The organism is Rhodococcus sp. 1R11 (genome assembly GCF_004563845.1).
Lineage (GTDB): Bacteria > Actinomycetota > Actinomycetes > Mycobacteriales > Mycobacteriaceae > Rhodococcoides.
On the sequence record NZ_SPNG01000010.1, the window covers coordinates 24,954 to 42,286 of the forward strand.

Sequence of the window (17,333 nt, forward strand, 5' to 3'; positions counted from 1 at the left end):
TTCTCCCCATGGCAGTCACAGTGAACAAGTCCGTCGACATCGAGGCGGACGCAGCGACAATTCTCGACGTACTCGCCGATGTCGAAGGCATCCCCTCGTGGTCTCCCGTGCACAAGAAGTGCGAGGTCGTCGACCGCTTCGACGACGGTCGGCCGAACCACGTCAAGATGAAGGTCTCGATCATCGGTATCAACGACGAGCAGTTGGTCGAATACACCTGGAGCGAGAACGAGGTGTCCTGGAGCTTGGTGGAGAGCACCCAGCAGAAGGCTCAGGAAGGCCGATACACGTTGACGCCCAAGGGTAACGGAACGCACGTCGAGTTCGAGCTGACCGTCGACCCGAAGGCTCCCCTGCCCGGCTTCCTCGTCAAGAAGGGCACCAAGACCATTCTCGAAGCAGCGACCGAAGGGCTACGCCAGCACGTGGTGGGCTGAGCGTCACTGATCCTTGCGGGCGGCTAGAACGGCCTCGTACACCTCGCGTTTGGACACGCCTCCGACGGCCACCTGAGCGCAAGCGTCCTTCAACCGCATGCCCGACGCCACGAGCGATTCCACCTCGGCGACGAGATCCTCGGGTTCCTCGGCGACGGCGACCGCTCCTTCGAGCACGACGGTGATCTCACCGCGTACTCCGTCACGTGCCCAGTCGAGCAGCTCCCCCAGGCCGCCGCGGCGTACCTCCTCGTAGGTCTTGGTGAGCTCCCGGCACACCGCAGCGCGGCGGTCGGGGCCGAGAACGTGGACGGCGTCTTCGAGACACGCGACGAGCCGATGTGGGGCCTCGAAGAACACGATGGCACGTGGTTCGGCGAGCACCGACTGGAAATACGTGCGCCGCTGTCCCTGCTTGCGCGGGGCGAAGCCGTCGAAGCAGAAGCGCTCCACCGGCAGCCCCGACAGCGCCAGAGCGGTCGTGACGGCGGACGGTCCGGGCAGGCAGGTCACCGGCAGGTCGGCCTCGACGCAGGCTGCGACCAAGCGATAGCCCGGATCGCTCACCGACGGCATGCCTGCGTCGGTCACCAGCAGCACGGTCTTTCCCTCGGCGACGGCCTCGACCAGTGCGGGTAGCCGCGCCGTTTCGACCTGGTCGTAGAAACTGACGACCCTGCCCCCGATCGCCACGCCGAGCGAGGATGCCAGTTGTTTGGTGCGTCGGGTGTCTTCGGCGGCCACGATATCGGCACTGCCGAGGGCATCGCGCAGGCGCTGCGAGGCATCTCCGACGTCGCCCATCGGGGTGGCAGCAAGGATGAGCATGTCTCCAGTGTCTCCCATGCGGTGCAGCGGCCTGCCGCCCGCTCCGGAACACCGCCTACGATCGGTACGTGACCTTGTTGACCTCTGAGCGCTCCGGCGACCGGTCGATGGTCAGTCCCGGGCCCACCGTTGCCGCGCGCGACTGGTTCCACGACACCGATGTACGACGCGGATGGATCGTCACCCTCGTCGTCACCGCCATCTGCGCGATCACGCGCTTCACGATGTTGCGGTACCCCACCGACGCCGGAACGCCGGTGTTCGACGAGAAGCACTACGCACCGCAGGGCTATCAGGTGCTCACCGGCGGCGGGCTCGAGGACAACCCGGCCTACGGACTGGTGGTGCACCCGCCGGTCGGCAAGCAGCTGATCGCCGTCGGCGAGGCGTTGTTCGGCTACAACGGTTGGGGATGGCGTTTTTCGTCCGCCGTCGCCGGAACGCTGTTGGTACTGCTGGTGATTCGGATCGTTCGACGCCTCGCCCACTCGACGCTCATCGGGGCGATCGCAGGCATCCTGCTCACCGTCGACGGCGTCACCTTCGTCAGCAGCCGCATCGGCATGCTGGACATCTTTCTGGCCCTGTTCGTCACCGCTGCTCTGGGTTGCCTGGTCGTCGACCGCGACGACGTGCGAAAGCGACTGTGGACGGTGCGAGCCGAGGGCCGCATGGACGTCAGCGATCTCGGCCCTCGAATGGGAGTGCGGTGGTGGCGTTTCGGGGCCGGCATCATGCTGGGTCTGGCATGCGGCACCAAGTGGTCCGGCCTCTATTTCATCGCGTTCTTCGGATTGTTGAGCGTGGCGTTCGATCTGGCTGCTCGTCGCTCGTACGGGGTTCGCCGACCGTGGCGGGGAACGGCGGTTCGCGACATCGGGCCTGCGCTGTATGCGCTGGTGGTCGTTCCGATCGCCGTGTACCTGATGACGTATTGGGCGTGGTTCACCTCCGAGACCGGTGTCGACCGACACGAGGTGGGCAACGGCATCGGGGTCGGCGGACCGTTCTCCTTCGTCCCCGGTGCCCTACGGTCTCTGTGGTTCTACAGCGGCAGCGTCCTCGATTTCCATGAAGGACTGACCAATTCGGCAGGTAATCGGCACCCGTGGGAATCCAAGCCGTGGACGTGGCCGATGGGCCTGCGTCCGATGCTGTATTACTTCGCCGACGGCGAGAACGTGTCGGGGTGTTCGGCGTCGTCGTGCGTGAAAGCGATCATGCTGATCGGTACGCCCGCGATGTGGTGGTTGGCCTTGCCGATGCTCGCCTGGACGCTGTGGTCCGTTCTCGTACGACGAGATTGGCGTTACACCACAGTTCTCGTCGGTTACGGTGCCGCACTGTTGCCTTGGTTCGCGACCCTCGACCGGCAGATGTACTACTTCTATGCGGTGGCGCTCGCGCCGTTCATGGTGATGGGCTTCGCCCTCGTCCTGGGGGACATCATCGGAAAGGCGAGTGCCTCAGCCGAGAGACGCGGCACCGGACTGCTTCTGGTGTGCCTGTACATCGCGGTGGTGATCGCCAACTTCGTATGGCTGTGGCCGATCCTCACCGCGATGCCGATCACTCCGCAGATGTGGCAGCAAGAACTGTGGTTACCGAGCTGGCGCTGACAGCCCGATCCTGCTCGGTACGGACTACTGCAGAATTGCGGTCTTGCCCTTGGTGATTCCGTCGATGCTGATGCGACCGGCACCGAACGCCGCGAGCAAAAGTGCGCCGACACCGAGGCCGACGACGAGTTCGTAGCCGTTGTCGGTGGCGAACACCCCATTCTCGAAGTGGACGAGGAATGCAGCCCCCAACATGTCGACGAACAGCAGCAGCCCGGCGATCGGGGTGAAGATGCCGAGCACCAGTGCGCCGCCGCCGATGAGCTCGACGAACGTTGCGAAGTAGGCAGACGCCGTGGGTACCGGAATGTTCATCGCCTCGAAGCTGGCTGCGGTGCCGTCGAGGCCGTAAGTGTTGAGCTTCTGCCACCCGTGGGCGATGAAGACGACTCCCAGGCCGATGCGGGCTACGAGGGCGACGGCGTCACGGACGAGTGTGGAATTCATTGATAGGCATCCTTCTGGCGCGGCTGAATGGGCAGCACCACCCTGACAGAAGGAGGTTGAAGCGTCAACTTACCGGCCGTCTGCCCCTTTCAGAGCAGCTTCGAGAAACGTTCGTGCCTGGTCGTCGTCGAGACCGATGGATCTGACGGCTCGTACGAATTCCGTTGCGGCCCTGGCTGCAATATCTCGTGACGGATCGCCGCCGGAAGCCACGAACGATCCAGACCGGCCCCGAGTCTCGATGATTCCCTGCTGCTCGAGCTCCCGATACGTCTTCGCCACCGTGTTCGGCGCGATCTTCAGCTCTTCGGCGAGCCCACGAACCGTCGGGATCTTCGTTCCGGCGATCAGATCCCCGGACCGCACCAGTCCCAGAATTTGCATCCGTAGTTGCTCGAACACCGGGGTCGTGTTCGACGGATCGATGCTTACGCGCACGATCGCCTCATCGGACTGCGTCGACGGCGTCGGCGATGGACACCGATCCGGAAGTGAGCATCAGCGTCTTACCGATGGCGCTCCCGGTGTCGATCAGGCGGGCGACGACCGCTGCCACGTCGGCACGGGTGACCTCGCCTGGATCGAGTGGAGGCTCGGTGAGCGATACCGAGTCCGTTGCATCATCATCGGTCAGCTTGCCGGGACGAAGGATGGTCCAGTCCAAGCCGGTACGGGACGAAACATCTTCTTCTGCAGCCGTTTTGGCGCGGATGTATGCCTTCCATCCCTCGTCGAGGTCATCGGCGACCGGCTCACCGGCCCCGAAGGAACTGATGAGGACGTAGCGGCGAACACCGGCCTTCTCGGCGGCATCGGCCAACAACACCGCACCGGCCCGGTCGACGGTGTCCTTGCGCTCGGGGCCGCTGTTGGGACCTGCACCGGCCGCGAACACCACTGCGTCGGCACCGGCGAGAACCTCGGCCAGCTCGTCGACGGACGCGGACTCCAGATCGATGACCTGCGGCAGCGCACCGAGGGCCGTGACGGCATCGACGTGGTCACTGTTGCGAATGAGCGACACAGCGCGGTCACCGTGCGCTGTGAGAACCTGCGTGAGATGTTGGGCGATCTGGCCGTGCCCACCTGCAATGACAATGCGCTTGTCGGTCATGCGACTACTCCCGTTCCTGGCGTTGATCTGTCGCGTTGGCTACCCGCGTGACAGGATTGCAAACATGACCCGGGCCGCGACCATCTATCACAACCCACGCTGCGGCACATCCCGCACCGTTCTGAAAATGATCGAGGATGCGGGCATCGTCCCCCAGGTCGTCAAGTACCTCGAGACGCCGCCGACCGAAGTCGAACTCCGCGCGCTGCTCGCCGACGCCGGACTCGAACCGCGTCAGGCTGTTCGCACCCGCGAGAGCATCTACAAGGAACTCGAACTGGCGAAGGCCGACGACGAGACCCTGATCGCCGCGATGGCGGCGCACCCCATTCTGATCGAACGCCCGATCGTGGTCACCGACAAGGGGACCGTATTGGCTCGGCCTGCCGACAAGGTCCTCTCCGTCCTCTAGAACACCTGTCCGTCACAGCCTTTCGCGCGAGACCGGGCACGACATACACCGAGGGCCGCCCCGGCCCGAGCCCAACTCGGATCCGGAGATTCGCAACACCTCGATGCCCGACGCCTCGAGCCGCGCATTGGTCTCGACATTGCGCTCGTAGGCGACGACCACACCCGGCGAGATAGCGAGGGTGTTGTTGCCGTCGTCCCATTGCTCCCGTTCGGCGGTCACATGATCGAGTCCGGTATCGATCAATCGAAGTTTGCCGATTCCCATCGCATCGGCGGCGGCTTCGAGGAAAGGGTCGGCACCGCGAATACTGACACCGGTGTCCTCGCGGTGAATGGTGAACGCGGACAACGTGTCTTGAATCGCCGGATACATCACCACCGCGTCGGTGTCGACCATCGTGCAGACGGTATCGAGATGCATCGACGCGCGCTCCTGCGCGATCGGCACCACCAGCACGCTGTGCGCCAAATCGTCCTCGAAGAGGCTGCGCGCCAACGCTTCTGCGCCCGCAGGGGTGGTGCGCTCCCCCACGCCCACCGCTACCACTCCAGGACCGAGCAGCAACACGTCCCCGCCTTCGACCGGAGCGGTACGGGATTCGTACGCACGTCGGACGCCTTTGAACATGGGATGGAATGCGTAGATCAGATCAGTGAGCGACGTCTCCCGCACTCGGGCCGGCAAGGCCAGTGAGGTGATCGCCACTCGGTTGTCGATCCAGAACGACGAGTCACGGGTGAACAGCAGATTGGGCAGCGGATCGATGACGAAGTCACCCCCGTGATGCATGCGGCGAACCAGCGACGCACCGCTGGGCTCGACCTCACCGGACTCGGCTTCGAGCAACTCGTCGAATGTCATGCCCGCCATCAGGATCTGGGCCAGTTCGGCTGCCGGGACACCGCGCAGATACTGGGCGAGATCCTCGGCGAGCGCCCGTCCCAGCCGCCGGGCGTCGACGGCAGCGGAGATACCCTGCATCCGAGCAGCACCGCTGACCGTCATTGCTTCGGTCAGGAGTTCGCCGAGCAGCAGCACCGTCACGCCGCGGCTACGAAGCAGCTCCGCGAAGGCATCGTGCTCGTCCTGAGCCCGGTCCACCCACGGCAATCCGTCGAACAGCAGCTGGTCGTTGTTTCTCGGAGTCAGGCGCCGGAGCTCATCGCCGGGGCGATGCAGCATCACGGTGCGCAGCACACCTACCTCGGAATTGGCTCCCAACGGGCCCGCAGCGGAGTCGACGCTCATGAACGAACGGTAAACCCATTCGCCGTTCAGCGCTGGTGTCCGGACCTGAAGTAAGGTCGAGGTCGTGCCGATGCCCGAGTGGAACGTCCGCGAATTGACCCCCGGCCAGCTGTCGGAGCGCAGCGGCGTCGCTGTGTCCGCGTTGCATTTCTACGAGAAGCAAGGCTTGATCAGCAGTCGACGAACATCGGGCAACCAGCGCAGGTTCCATCGCGAGACTCTTCGCCGAGTGGCGTTCATTCGTATCTCGCAAAAGGTGGGAATCCCTCTCGCGACCATCCGCCAGGCGTTGAGCGAACTTCCGGACGAGCGAACGCCCACTCGCGAGGATTGGGCACGGCTGTCGACGCGGTGGCATCGCGAACTGGACTCGCGCATCGAGCAGCTGGTTCGCCTACGGGACGATCTGACCGGGTGCATCGGCTGTGGTTGTCTGTCGTTGGCAGGCTGCGCTCTGGCCAACCCGCACGACCGGCTCTCCTACTCCGGCCCCGGCGCTCGCACACTGGACGTCGACTTCGACGCCCCGTCGGCGCGACGCGGCTCGAGCAGCTTGGAGAACTGATCGTTCGCTCGTTGCAGTACGAACTCGTACGGTGGCGCAAACTTTCGCGAAATCCAGTAACCGAAGCGAATGTCGTTGGAGGAGTAGACGAGGTACTTACGCTTGGCAATGCCGGCGAGAATCGCATCGGCCACCACTGACGGTTCCACGGCACGCTTCTCGAACCGGTGCTGCAGCTTCTGCACGCGAGGATCGTCTCGATCGATGCCGGCTATCTGCAGTGTCTGCACCAGACCGGTCTTGACGCCACCGGGCACGACGAGGCTGACGCCGATTCCGTGGCGCTTGAGGTCGTATCGAAGAACTTCGGACACGCCACGAAGGCCGTACTTGCTGGCGCTGTACGCAGCGTGCCACGGCAGAGGGATCAATCCCGCCGCGGACGAGACGTTGACCAGATGCCCACCGCGGCCCGCCTCGATCATCGGCGGCAGGAATTTCTCGATGACGTGGATGGGACCCATGAGGTTGACGTCGACCATCGACTTCCAATGCCGATGTTCCAGATTCTCCACAGTGCCCCACGCCGAGATGCCCGCGACGTTCATCACGACGTCCAGGCTGCCGAACTCGGCGTGAATATCATCTGCGAAGGCGGTCACCGCGTCGAAGTCGGAGACGTCGAACGGTAAGGAGTGACTCACCGTTCCGCCCGCACGCCCGACCAGGTCCACGGTCAGGGCAAGCCCGGAGGCATTGATATCCGTGAGGAACAGTTCTGCTCCCACGGCCGCAGCCGCGATGGCCGTCGCCCGGCCGATTCCGCTGCCCGCTCCCGTGATCAACGTCTTCTTGCCGCGCAGATCGTATGTAGCCATCGAAGCTTGTTCCCCCACCGGTTGCCACGTGTCAGGTCGATTCCGACCCTACGCGGTGACGACCGACAGGGCCGTCACAATCTTTGAGACATCTCGTCTCGGTAATCGGCGACGGTGCTTTCGATACGCGTCGCTTCGTCGTCGGCACCTCGTTTCCGCGCATCGTCCGCGCGGTGCTGCAAGGTGCCGATTGCTTTCCGTAGCTCAGTGTCCGACATCCTGTGTTCCATGTCACACAGTGTGCGCCTCACGCCGGCGTGCAGCAAGCACCCCGGGCGAGAAGGAAAGTCAGACGGTGACCGAGCTCGAGTCGATGTTCTCGCGCACGAAGCTCGAGAGGCTGCGAGCTGCGAATTCACGGAAGTAGGCCAGCTTGTCGGCGGGCACCAACGATGGCAGCACGGTGTTCCACACCTTCTCCATACGCGACGGCGCATCCCCCAGACGCGACTGCGCCTCGGACACCATCAGTACTCCGGCCAGCATTTCGCACACCAGCAGCGCCGCGTTTCCGGCGTCCAGGTGGTGGGCGACGTCGCCGTGCTCGATGGCCCGTTCGAATAGGTGCTCGAAGATGTTGCCCCACGTGCCGAACACGCTTCCGCGAGCGGTATCGGACCCGTCGATCTCCATCTGCAACCGGTACATGACACGAACGAGCGGATCGGACGCTGCGAGTTCGAGAACCGAGTACGAGATTCCGATGACGGACTCGAGCGCCGGACTGCGGCTGTCCACCAGGCCTGCGCAGGCCGTGGACACGCGCTCGTGGCCTTCGTCGACGATGGCGCGGGCGAGTTCTTCCTTCGACGCGAAGTGGAAGTACAGCGCGCCCTTGGTCACGCCGGACTGCGCCGACACCTGGCTCAGCGTGGCATTGGCATGCCCCACCTCGAGGAAGAGGTCCGCTGCGGCGCGCAGCGCCGCCGCCCGAGTGGCTTCGGCCCTGAGTTGTCTCACCATGTTGCTACACCCCTGCTCAGTCGATCCTGCGATGACATCGACACCTTCGTTCACGCTGGCTCCCGGGTGCTGAACCCACGAACTCGAATTCACGTTCCCTTTACGGGCTTGTCAGCGCTCGCCAATAGTAACCGGTTCGTCGGCGATTTTGTGATTCTAAAGTGACAATTACATGAAGAAGGCCTCGTTTACAAAACGATCGAAACGAAAAGTTCCACTTCTCCAGCATTCGTAACGACTTCTACTTCCTCGGCGTAAGCACGGAATAGCGCTCCTGATCGAACGCACTCGTCGACCTGCGCCCAGACGTCTTCGATCGGATCCGCGAGAGCACCACTGGGTACGAACACTGCAAACACACCGGTTGGTATGTACGCGAACACATCTCCCACCGCGACGTCGCTCGGCGAATCGAGTGCAACACCGACGAGCGCATTGACAGTGCCGTGCGCATCGGGGACGTACACGGTTGTCACCTGAGTGGCATCGATGTTCTTCTCGCGCACACGATCTCGCAGAAATCGCATCCATTCGCTACAACTGGCCTCGGCACCGGGCACCACCCGCGGCGCCACCAAACCGCCGAACAATTCGGCGCTGCGCGCGGTCACCCGAAAGCTCATCACGAACCGCCGGGCTGCGTGATAGCCAAATACAGGTCGACTTTGTACGCGTGCGGGTAACACTCGTAATCACCGGTGAACGATCGCACTATGTCCCCGTTCTCCTCGGCGTGATCGATCTGATTCCACAATCGAGTGAGAACGTCGGGAAAATAACCGACCGCTGAGAATCGGGCATATTTTGCAGAAGGCACTTTTGCGATCAAATGCCCACGCGTCACCTGCCCGAGCGACGAGCACCGGTAACCGACTATCTGTGTATTGTACGATCCAATTCCGGGGGCGAAGTCCGTGTAGATGGACGCAAGCGGTCCGGCAGTATCCTGATTCAGTACCGCTGACCACGCCTGGTTGAGGGCAGGATCGTTCAACCGCCCGAGCGCTCGTTTGGGACTGCGAACGGGGAGACCGGCGACCCACGTTTCGGGGAGGTCGACGATCTCGAACGACATTCACACTCCGTACGGAAGTTGCAGGGGCAGATCCAGGGCTCGGACCGTCGGTTCACGATATAACCCATCAATCTACCGGGCCGACCGGTACGTAGTTGATCGTTTGTTCAACAGGATGTGTCACCGGGTGTCGCACCGAACGTCGTCGAGCCGGTGAACCAGCGCTCTGCAATCGGTGCGCATGCCTCGTGGCCTACCAGCGCGACGACGGCGCGTGGTGAACGCTGCGTAATCGCGTCGAGTACGCCGTCCAACGCCGGCCCCAGCTGCCCGAGCCTCTGATCGATCTCCTGCAGGACCACGGGGTTGTTTCGGCACCGAGGATCTTCCTGCGGCACAAGTTGCAGGCACGGCCCGATCAACGGCGCCCAGTTCAGGTCGTTGCCGCCGATCGAGAGGGTCACCAGCGTCGTACGAGGCCACAGTGCATCGATCTGAACCGGGACACGATGAGGCAGTGGCGTGAACGTGCTCTGCGGCGTGGACACGACGTGTGCGCTCGTCGCCCCACTGCACACCCCACTGCACGCGACGCTGGCGAAGGACGCAGAGTGCAGTGCGCTCGCGATCATGGCCGGATACGCCGCGTCGGCGATCACGCGGGCCATGTATCGGAACCGTGGGGCCGGTTCCGGGGGCAGCAGATACAGCGAATGTATCGGCTCGACCGATCGGACAATTGTCGCGTACCGCTCGGGTCAGCCCTGTTTTCGATCAGACGCCGTAGTGGCATATTCGGCATCGCGAACGGGTGACAAATACTGTTCCGATGTCACGACCTCGTTCGATTGCGATACCGGCAGAATTCGCGACTCGCATCCGGACAATATTCGAGTCAACGGCCAATGCACGGTATGCAGAATCATGTCTGCGATCAACAGTCGACCCAGCGCTTTGTTCGCCAAATCATGATGAGCCCACGTTCGGTATGAACTCAGCACGTAATGACGGTATTCGAGGGGCGGAGTCAGCAGTCGCCGACCGGACACCTCGACGCACATCGTTTTGATCAGAGCAATCTGGAGACCGACTCGGTACAGGCACAGCGAGAGATCGATGTCCTCGTGCAGGTCTGTACGCAGGCTCACGCGGTCGCGGGCGGCTTCCCAGGCGGAGCGGCGAATCGCGAAGTTGTTGCCCGATGCTGCAGATACCCGCAACTCGTCGGGTTTGCGCTTCGTGGAGTAGTTCACGTAGGCACGGTACGGTGCAGCCCACGGGGAGTCGTACAGGTAGATGGGCCCGGTCACCGCCGCATAGTCCAGTCTGCGGTCGAAGAAGTCCAGAACCGACTCGGCCCAGTCCGGAGCGACTCGAGTGTCCGCATCGATGCGTCCGATGATGGATCCTTCGGCACGATCGAAACCGGCGTTGCGCGCATGAACGACGCCTCGCTTCGACTCCCGGACCAGAACGATCTCCGGAAACCGTCTGCGGTAGCTCGCCACTACGCCGGCGGTATCGTCGGTGGAATTGTTGTCCACCACGATTATTTCGTGAATGTGTTCACGTTGCGCCAATAAAGCATCCAGGCAACTACCCAAATGCGCCTGTTCATCGAATGCGGGCACAACAACAGAAAGAGTGTTCACAACGCCAACCCCTGACACCTTTTTGGCAATGCGTAGCTCGACAATTTCCGAAGCGAATGCAAAGGGCGTCGAGCCTCTGACGCTGATGATGCTACATCAATACTTCGGCAAATTAAGACGCCGAATTTCGCGTCGATAAAAGTCTTTCCTCGATATCGACGGATCCTTTATCGATCGTTCGACAGAGTATTGCTCTCGGAATTCGGCGTAGCGCCCGCTACCACTCGCGCGTCGGGTCGATCGTTCAAATCCCGGCGACGGGCGGCAGGGCTGCCGACGTACACCGCGTCCGGTTCGCAATCTTTTGTCACCAACGAATTCGCCCCGATGATGCATCCCTCACCGATGCGGACCCCGGGCATGATGACTACACCGGACCCGATCCACGTGCCTCGCCCGATGGTGACCGACTCGCCCCGCAACAGGCCTGCCCGACGCCACGAGGGCCCGATGTCATGGGTGCTGGTGATGATCCGAACGTGGTCCGCCAGGAACACATCATCACCGATCACGATGTCGGCAACCGTGTCGAAGTGGCACCCGAAGTTCACGAATACCCCGGTACCCATCCGAACCGCTCCGCGACCCTGGATCATCCCGCCGCCGTAGATCAGGCACGGCCCGTCGGTCCGGACTCCCGCCGGCCGTAGCAAGGTCGCCCGCAGTACCGCAGGTACGACCGGGAGGTTGGCCAACGCTACGAGGGTTGCCTGACGCATCTGAAAGAGGGCCCACCCCACGTTCGACGCGTCGCTCGCCCAGGCCGGGATCAGGGAGCGCAGGTTCACGCTGCCTCTCGCATCCGTTCGTCGGACAGCGCACGGTCGTCGACGGGCAGCGCGCGCGAGGGTACCGCCGAGAACATTCTCGAGATCGGCCATCGCAGCGTGTGCAGGAGCCAGTCCATCGCAACGATTCGAGCCAGCTTGGCCGATGCGAGCCCGTGTTCCTTGTAGGAACGGTAGCCCGCGATCGCATAGTTCACGTACTTCACCGGAGACGTAGCCGATCGCCGACCGGAGACCGCGGCCTTCATACGGCCGTTCTGGGCAACCGGCAACTTCTTGCCGACCAGCGACAAGCACAGATCGATGTCCTCATGCACGCAGGTCTTGTCGCTCACGACGTCGCGAACGTCGTGCCAGGCAGATGTGCGAATTGCAAAATTGTTGCCTGATACCGCCAGAGCACTGCGCACCGACGGGTCACGCTGCTCCGCGCGTGCATGCTGCCACGCCAACAGCGGCGCCCACGGCGACTCGTACAGGTACGTCCGTCCGCCCGCGGCGGCAACCGTGACGTGCTCTCCGAAGAATTCGACGATCGAGCGCGCCCATCCCGGCTGGACGCGAGTATCGGCGTCGATACGGCCGATGATGGACGACTTCACCAGATCGAAGCCGGTGTTCCGCGCATGAACGACGCCGCGATTCGGCTCGTGCACCAACTGCACCTTGTCGTTGACCTCGCACAGGGTCTCGACCAACTCGAGTGTCCCGTCGGTCGACCCGTTGTCCACCACGACGATGCGGTCTATATCGTCACCCTGATCGAGCAGTAAATTCAAGCATTCGCCGATGTGGTCGACCTCGTCGAGCACCGGAATTACCACACTGAGAGTGTTCATTTCGATCCCCTGATTGAATTCGACACCTACCGAACGCGCAGACACTCGTATAAAGATACGACATGAAGTCGGCGAACACTAAAGCCCGCAGGACGAATAGACCCAGCTCACAGCCCTGAAAACTGCATTACGACGCTCAATACCAACCGAAACATACCTACTGGCCATTTTCGAGGAGTTATGCGTACAAGTCGTTTAGCTGGGTAATTTTTATCGAACAGTATCGCCGACTTGCAATCTCCGTCGGATTTGCATGAAGTCGATCGTCACCGATCGCACGCGTCGCAGGTATGACCTGGCCTGTCTCCAGTGTCTTCGGCGTATCGCCACATCTACTGCCGCGACCACACCCTCGTCGGTCACGCCTGCGTCCGCCATGGCAGCCAGCCCGTTTCGCAGGTGATGGCAGTCCCGGTTCGTCAACAACAAGGAGCTGACTGCATCCAGATCGATGGGCCCGGGCAGGGCCACACTCTCCGCACTTGCGGCCGCCAACCCGATTTTCGTCCTGATGCACTTGACGCAGACGCCGCAATTGAACCGGCCGTCGCGGTTCTCCCAGCACACCCGCAGATGCTTCATCGCCGTCTCGTCCGTGCCCAGCCGTCGAAGCTTGCCGAGCCGGTCCTCATCCAGAGCGTCGTGCTCGACTGTGACGCTGCCACTCGACCACAGCGGGTCCAGATCGGGATGCGACCCCCAGATCACTTGATCCCAGCGGCTGTTCGAAGACGGAATCAAGACGGTCCTCAGGTGTCGAGACAATGCCAGCGCGACGTGAGCCAATGCCGCCCCGTGAAAGTCGTATCCCCAGTCGAGCAACAGCCGATCACCGAACGCCGACCTCAACGTGGTCTTGACCTCGATCAGCGGCTTGCCGAGTTCCGCGGCCGCAACCCGGGCACTGGCCAGTGCTCGACCCGCCAAATCCTCGTTCCGTGCCGAGATGTCGAAACCGTGAACGAAAATCAAATGGGTGATGCGATCGGATTGGGTGATCGCCGAATAGAAACTGTCCACGCCTCCGCTGAAGAAGCAACCCACCCCTCGGCCGTCGGACATCGCGTCGAAAGGTTTTGCAGATACCGAGATCTCATGGAACCGTCTGGGATGCCAATCGAGAAACACCTTCTGCGCCGCGGAAGCACCTCGAAGTGCCGTCGAATCCACCGGGCTGTCGAAGGCGATACTCCAGTTCTTTCGCATTCCGGCTACCAGCATCGGAGGAAGCCACGGCGTCGCCGAATGGTCCAACTCGTAATTCGACGCGGTGGTCGCCAGCGCCGCTGCGCCGAGGGGCATCACTATCCTGGCCGCAATCAGATGAGCGTCGGTGTCCTCGACATGCACGGTCATCTGGCTGCTCACCGGATGAAGTGTGACACAAGCGGTGGCGACGTAACGCCGCTCCGAGCGCTGTATTTCCTTCGATCACAACGAAAGCCGCCACTCGAGGTGAGTGGCGGCTTCGTTTCGGGGTGGAGCTGAGGGGAATCGAACCCCTGACCTTCTCGATGCGAACGAGACGCGCTACCAACTGCGCCACAGCCCCGTTTGCCGTCGTCTCGACCGGCTGGGCAACTCTAGCAAAGCCCCTCGGGACCGCTGTTACGCGCCCTGCGCCCGACGGAAATCCCCGTCGTCGTCACGGCGTGCCTGGAACGGCTGCTCGTAATGATCGAGATGCTCGAACTCCGGGTCCTCGTCGTCGATCTCGAGCACCACGGCTCCGGGTCGACGCAGACGCTGCGGCACGAGTTCGAGCTCTTCGTCGGTCTCCGATTCCACACCGAGGCGCGAGCGACCCATACGGGTGAGTCGTCGTCGACGAATCTCTTCTTCGATCTGCACCTGCCTGCGCAGGTAGTACAGGTATCCGACGAGGACTGCGACGGATAGTCCGCACAGCCACCACACCGTCGGGGAGATGATGAACGCCAGTGCCGCGGTCGTGATGGCGGCGAACACCAGGCCGAGAACCGCGCGCTGACGGAAGGCGTATCGAGCGGCCCGGGCGATGGCGTCGGCCTCGGGATCGAATCCGCCGCGGCCGCGTCGGCGAGGCACGAAGTCGTCGTCGACGACTCCCGGCTCGTGTGCGGGTGAGCTCGCGCGAGGTGCGTCGTGGACCGGTTCGTCGCGTTCGAGGTCGTTTTCTTCTTCTGCGTGAGTGTCCATGGGGTCCTCCGCGGTACCGGGTAGATCGGGTGAGTCCGGACGAATCGACGCGAATTTCGGGCCGAAGATCTCGCTGGCGGGCGCGGAGACCCGCAGGTCGTCCTCCGGTCGCCAGTCGGGATCACTGCGGTGGCCGGTCGCGGGGCCGCGCTGCTTGCGCTTGGTGCCACCCCGATGCAACACGCGCGTGGCGAGTGCTGCGTCCGTGGTCTGCATGATCTGCGGACGCTTGGTCATCAGCATGGGAAGAAGAACGAAGAGCCAGACGGCCACTAGACCGATCCAGATGATCGAGTTCGGCATCGGCGATGTTCTCCTCCCTCAGGCGACGGCGACAGTCGAGACGCCCTCAGGTTATGTGGAGCAGGTGCGAGAACCCCGCAGACGCGCCGACTCGAATTACACTCCTGTCACTTTGACAACATCTGCCACCGGAAACCGTGGAGTGAGCACTACGCCCAGGCAGCCCTGCCCGCGCGAACCAATCGATCGACGACCGAACCCTGTACCTCTCCCGAGGTGATCGCGACCAGCTTGTGGTCGCGCCACTCGCCATCGACGTCGAGGTACTTGTAGAGCAGACCCTCTTCGCGGAAACCGACGTTCCGCAGCACGGCCTGGCTGGCGAGGTTCTCCGGACGCACCGTCGCCTCGACGCGGTGCAACCCGACCGGTCCGAAGCAATGATCGAGTCCGAGCGCCAGCGCCGCGGTGGCGACGCCTTTGCCGTTGACTTCCTTGGACACCCAGTAACCGATCCATGCCGACCGGAGTGCGCCGCGCACGATGTTTCCGGTGGTGATCTGCCCACAGAATTCACCGTCGACCTCGATCACCATCGGCAGCATGTGTCCCTTGCGCGCCTCGGACTTCAGTCCCGAGCACAGCGTCGGCCACGAGGAAATGTGGTGTCGGGAATTCCAACTGCCCTCACCACTCGGCTCCCACGGCTCGAGGTGGGCGCGGTCCTGGGTTCGGATTCGACTCCAAGAGGCTGCGTCGCGCATGCGGACGGGCCGAACCGTCACCGTTCCCCCGGCCACTCGCACTGGACCCAATTTCGCCGGCCAACCCGGGTGGCTCGACCACGTTCGCGGCATCCGTCGATCGTATGCGCTGCGCGTGTGAGCGCGTGCGTCAGCCGCGCTGAGCGAGGAACGAGACCTTCACTTCTTCTCCGGTGCGGATCTCGGTGACGTCGGGGTCGATCACGACCAGGCAGTTCGCCTCCGCGAGCGTCGCGAGCAGGTGTGACGACGAGCCAGGTGCACCGCCGAGAGCCTGGACGAGATATTCGCCGGTGCCCTCGTCGCGCATCAGCTGTCCTCGTAGGAATCCCTTGCGGTCCTCGATCGACGTGATGGGTGCGACGGTCCGCGCGGTGACGGTCCGGCGCAGCGGCTGGCGACGGCCGAGTGCAATGCGAATGAGCGGGCGGACCATCACCTCGAACACCACGAGCGCGCTGACGGGGTTGGCAGGCAACAGGAACGTGGGCACCTCGTCGCGTCCGAGCTGACCGAATCCCTGCACCGATCCGGGGTGCATGGCTACCCGCTCGACTTCCATGTCGCCGAGTTCGCCCAGCGCCTCACGGACTCCATCGGACGCGCCGCCGCCGACCGCTCCTGCGATGACGACGATCTCGGAGCGGATCAACTGGCCTTCGACCACTTCACGCAGTCGCTTGGGGTCGGTGCTCACGATGCCGACGCGGTTGACGTCGGCTCCGGCGTCGCGTGCCGCCGCGGCGAGGGCATAGGAGTTGACGTCGTACACCTGGCCGGGCCCGGGAGTCCGATCGGTATCGACCAACTCCCCGCCCACCGAGATGACGGACAATCGCGGACGCGGATGCACCAGCACCTTGTCGCGTCCGACGGCGGCCAACAAGCCGACCTGCGCGGCACCGATGATCGTTCCCGCACGCACGGCGACGTCGCCGGGTTGGACGTCGTCGCCGATCTTGCGCACGTAGTCGCCCGAGCGGACCGGACGGAACACCTTGACCCGGGCGCGGCCGTTGTCGGTGCGATCCAGCGGCAGGACAGCGTCGGCCAACGTGGGCAGCGGCGCGCCGGTATCGACCCGCACGGCCTGACGCGGCTGCAGCCGGATGGGCTGACGCGAACCCGCGGAGACCTCGCCGACGACGGGAAGCGTCAGGTCGATGCGTTCGTCCTCCTCGTTACGCAGGTCGGTACCTGCGGAGGCGACGTCGACACTGCGTACGGCATAACCGTCGATCGCGGCCTGGTCGAAGCCGGGAAGGGGACGCTCGGTGACCACTTCCTCGGCACAGAGCAGACCCTGCGCTTCCGAGATGGCGACCCGAACAGGCCGTGGAGCCACCGCCGCTGCGGTCACCCTGGTCTGTTGATCTTCGACCGAGCGCATCTGGCCCTTC

21 protein-coding genes and 1 tRNA gene are annotated in these 17,333 nt (G+C 63.3%); 4 read left to right on the forward strand and 18 right to left on the reverse strand.

Going from position 1 to position 17,333, the window contains the following annotated elements:
* Window positions 1–8 precede the first annotated feature (8 nt).
* Complete coding sequence (locus E4P29_RS17540) at window positions 9–437, forward strand: SRPBCC family protein (RefSeq protein ID WP_135046486.1); 429 nt, start codon at window positions 9–11, stop codon at window positions 435–437.
* A gap of 3 nt (window positions 438–440) precedes the next feature.
* On the opposite strand, the gene rsmI is transcribed toward E4P29_RS17540, so the two are convergent.
* Window positions 441–1,265 (reverse strand): 16S rRNA (cytidine(1402)-2'-O)-methyltransferase, encoded by an 825-nt coding sequence (gene rsmI / locus E4P29_RS17545; protein ID WP_245154386.1) that lies wholly within the window; start codon window positions 1,263–1,265, stop codon window positions 441–443.
* Window positions 1,266–1,372: 107 nt separating this feature from the next.
* Here rsmI and E4P29_RS17550 point away from each other — a divergent pair, with 107 nt between their 5' ends.
* A complete protein-coding gene (locus tag E4P29_RS17550; protein WP_135046662.1) occupies window positions 1,373–2,884 on the forward strand; it encodes a phospholipid carrier-dependent glycosyltransferase in 1,512 nt (503 codons plus the stop codon).
* Window positions 2,885–2,908: 24 nt separating this feature from the next.
* On the opposite strand, the gene E4P29_RS17555 is transcribed toward E4P29_RS17550, so the two are convergent.
* The 3 genes from E4P29_RS17555 to E4P29_RS17565 form a co-directional block, all read right to left on the reverse strand.
* Window positions 2,909–3,331 (reverse strand): DoxX family protein, encoded by a 423-nt coding sequence (locus E4P29_RS17555; protein WP_135046488.1) that lies wholly within the window; start codon window positions 3,329–3,331, stop codon window positions 2,909–2,911.
* 69 nt (window positions 3,332–3,400) lie between these two features.
* The gene (locus tag E4P29_RS17560; RefSeq protein WP_135046489.1) at window positions 3,401–3,769 is read right to left on the reverse strand and encodes a GntR family transcriptional regulator; all 369 of its coding nucleotides are present in this window, start codon (window positions 3,767–3,769) and stop codon (window positions 3,401–3,403) included.
* A gap of 7 nt (window positions 3,770–3,776) precedes the next feature.
* A complete protein-coding gene (locus E4P29_RS17565) occupies window positions 3,777–4,445 on the reverse strand; it encodes an SDR family oxidoreductase (RefSeq protein WP_135046490.1) in 669 nt (222 codons plus the stop codon).
* A 64-nt stretch (window positions 4,446–4,509) separates the two neighbouring features.
* Between E4P29_RS17565 and arsC the strand changes: the two genes are divergently transcribed.
* The gene (arsC, locus tag E4P29_RS17570; protein ID WP_135046491.1) at window positions 4,510–4,857 is read left to right on the forward strand and encodes an arsenate reductase (glutaredoxin); all 348 of its coding nucleotides are present in this window, start codon (window positions 4,510–4,512) and stop codon (window positions 4,855–4,857) included.
* 12 nt (window positions 4,858–4,869) lie between these two features.
* Here the strand turns inward: arsC and E4P29_RS17575 are convergent, their stop codons facing one another.
* Entirely contained in the window at window positions 4,870–6,108 is a 1,239-nt protein-coding gene (locus tag E4P29_RS17575) for an arginine deiminase (RefSeq protein ID WP_135046492.1), read from the reverse strand.
* A gap of 64 nt (window positions 6,109–6,172) precedes the next feature.
* Here E4P29_RS17575 and soxR point away from each other — a divergent pair, with 64 nt between their 5' ends.
* Window positions 6,173–6,673: a redox-sensitive transcriptional activator SoxR gene (soxR, locus tag E4P29_RS17580; RefSeq protein ID WP_135046493.1), complete on the forward strand. Its 501-nt coding sequence runs from the start codon at window positions 6,173–6,175 to the stop codon at window positions 6,671–6,673.
* On the opposite strand, the gene E4P29_RS17585 is transcribed toward soxR, so the two are convergent.
* From E4P29_RS17585 to glp, 13 genes are all read right to left on the reverse strand, one after another.
* Window positions 6,589–7,491 carry an SDR family oxidoreductase gene (locus tag E4P29_RS17585; RefSeq protein WP_135046494.1) on the reverse strand — a complete coding sequence of 301 codons (903 nt, stop codon included), beginning with the start codon at window positions 7,489–7,491 and terminating at the stop codon, window positions 6,589–6,591. The genes soxR and E4P29_RS17585 overlap by 85 nt on opposite strands.
* Before the next feature lie 288 nt (window positions 7,492–7,779).
* Complete coding sequence (locus tag E4P29_RS17590) at window positions 7,780–8,454, reverse strand: ScbR family autoregulator-binding transcription factor (protein ID WP_209205450.1); 675 nt, start codon at window positions 8,452–8,454, stop codon at window positions 7,780–7,782.
* A 188-nt stretch (window positions 8,455–8,642) separates the two neighbouring features.
* Window positions 8,643–9,065 carry an AraC family transcriptional regulator gene (locus tag E4P29_RS17595; RefSeq protein WP_135046495.1) on the reverse strand — a complete coding sequence of 141 codons (423 nt, stop codon included), beginning with the start codon at window positions 9,063–9,065 and terminating at the stop codon, window positions 8,643–8,645.
* Between the two features lie 11 nt (window positions 9,066–9,076).
* Window positions 9,077–9,529 carry a GyrI-like domain-containing protein gene (locus E4P29_RS17600; protein ID WP_135046496.1) on the reverse strand — a complete coding sequence of 151 codons (453 nt, stop codon included), beginning with the start codon at window positions 9,527–9,529 and terminating at the stop codon, window positions 9,077–9,079.
* A 107-nt stretch (window positions 9,530–9,636) separates the two neighbouring features.
* A complete protein-coding gene (locus tag E4P29_RS17605; protein WP_135046497.1) occupies window positions 9,637–10,137 on the reverse strand; it encodes a hypothetical protein in 501 nt (166 codons plus the stop codon).
* 90 nt (window positions 10,138–10,227) lie between these two features.
* Window positions 10,228–11,139 (reverse strand): glycosyltransferase, encoded by a 912-nt coding sequence (locus tag E4P29_RS17610; RefSeq protein WP_348539773.1) that lies wholly within the window; start codon window positions 11,137–11,139, stop codon window positions 10,228–10,230.
* 149 nt (window positions 11,140–11,288) lie between these two features.
* Window positions 11,289–11,909, reverse strand: a complete 621-nt coding sequence (locus E4P29_RS17615; protein ID WP_245154387.1) for a DapH/DapD/GlmU-related protein — start codon at window positions 11,907–11,909, stop codon at window positions 11,289–11,291.
* Window positions 11,906–12,748, reverse strand: coding sequence for a glycosyltransferase family 2 protein (locus tag E4P29_RS17620; protein ID WP_135046499.1), 843 nt, complete (start codon window positions 12,746–12,748; stop codon window positions 11,906–11,908). Before E4P29_RS17620 ends, E4P29_RS17615 begins: the two co-directional genes overlap by 4 nt.
* Window positions 12,749–12,958: 210 nt before the next feature.
* On the reverse strand, window positions 12,959–14,116 hold the full coding sequence (locus E4P29_RS17625; protein ID WP_209205452.1) for a hypothetical protein: 1,158 nt from the start codon (window positions 14,114–14,116) through the stop codon (window positions 12,959–12,961).
* Between the two features lie 111 nt (window positions 14,117–14,227).
* A tRNA-Ala gene (locus E4P29_RS17630) sits at window positions 14,228–14,300 on the reverse strand.
* Between the two features lie 56 nt (window positions 14,301–14,356).
* On the reverse strand, window positions 14,357–15,229 hold the full coding sequence (glpR, locus tag E4P29_RS17635) for a gephyrin-like molybdotransferase receptor GlpR (RefSeq protein WP_135046500.1): 873 nt from the start codon (window positions 15,227–15,229) through the stop codon (window positions 14,357–14,359).
* 149 nt (window positions 15,230–15,378) lie between these two features.
* Window positions 15,379–16,026, reverse strand: coding sequence for a GNAT family protein (locus tag E4P29_RS17640; RefSeq protein WP_032364078.1), 648 nt, complete (start codon window positions 16,024–16,026; stop codon window positions 15,379–15,381).
* A gap of 37 nt (window positions 16,027–16,063) precedes the next feature.
* A complete protein-coding gene (gene glp, locus E4P29_RS17645) occupies window positions 16,064–17,323 on the reverse strand; it encodes a gephyrin-like molybdotransferase Glp (protein WP_027496053.1) in 1,260 nt (419 codons plus the stop codon).
* Between the last annotated feature and the right edge of the window lie 10 nt (window positions 17,324–17,333).

Bases quoted from the DNA above. Each gene is read 5' to 3' on its own strand.
- rsmI (WP_245154386.1), bottom strand. From the start codon at position 1,265: ATGCTCATCCTTGCTGCCACCCCGATGGGCGACGTCGGAGATGCCTCG.
- E4P29_RS17640 (WP_032364078.1), bottom strand. From the start codon at position 16,026: ATGCCGCGAACGTGGTCGAGCCACCCGGGTTGGCCGGCGAAATTGGGT.
- E4P29_RS17550 (WP_135046662.1), top strand. From the start codon at position 1,373: ATGGTCAGTCCCGGGCCCACCGTTGCCGCGCGCGACTGGTTCCACGAC.
- E4P29_RS17585 (WP_135046494.1), bottom strand. From the start codon at position 7,491: ATGGCTACATACGATCTGCGCGGCAAGAAGACGTTGATCACGGGAGCG.
- E4P29_RS17565 (WP_135046490.1), bottom strand. From the start codon at position 4,445: ATGACCGACAAGCGCATTGTCATTGCAGGTGGGCACGGCCAGATCGCC.
- E4P29_RS17555 (WP_135046488.1), bottom strand. From the start codon at position 3,331: ATGAATTCCACACTCGTCCGTGACGCCGTCGCCCTCGTAGCCCGCATC.
- arsC (WP_135046491.1), top strand. From the start codon at position 4,510: ATGACCCGGGCCGCGACCATCTATCACAACCCACGCTGCGGCACATCC.
- E4P29_RS17620 (WP_135046499.1), bottom strand. From the start codon at position 12,748: ATGAACACTCTCAGTGTGGTAATTCCGGTGCTCGACGAGGTCGACCAC.
- E4P29_RS17605 (WP_135046497.1), bottom strand. From the start codon at position 10,137: ATGGCCCGCGTGATCGCCGACGCGGCGTATCCGGCCATGATCGCGAGC.
- E4P29_RS17575 (WP_135046492.1), bottom strand. From the start codon at position 6,108: ATGAGCGTCGACTCCGCTGCGGGCCCGTTGGGAGCCAATTCCGAGGTA.
- glpR (WP_135046500.1), bottom strand. From the start codon at position 15,229: ATGCCGAACTCGATCATCTGGATCGGTCTAGTGGCCGTCTGGCTCTTC.
- glp (WP_027496053.1), bottom strand. From the start codon at position 17,323: ATGCGCTCGGTCGAAGATCAACAGACCAGGGTGACCGCAGCGGCGGTG.
- E4P29_RS17600 (WP_135046496.1), bottom strand. From the start codon at position 9,529: ATGTCGTTCGAGATCGTCGACCTCCCCGAAACGTGGGTCGCCGGTCTC.
- E4P29_RS17540 (WP_135046486.1), top strand. From the start codon at position 9: ATGGCAGTCACAGTGAACAAGTCCGTCGACATCGAGGCGGACGCAGCG.
- E4P29_RS17590 (WP_209205450.1), bottom strand. From the start codon at position 8,454: ATGGTGAGACAACTCAGGGCCGAAGCCACTCGGGCGGCGGCGCTGCGC.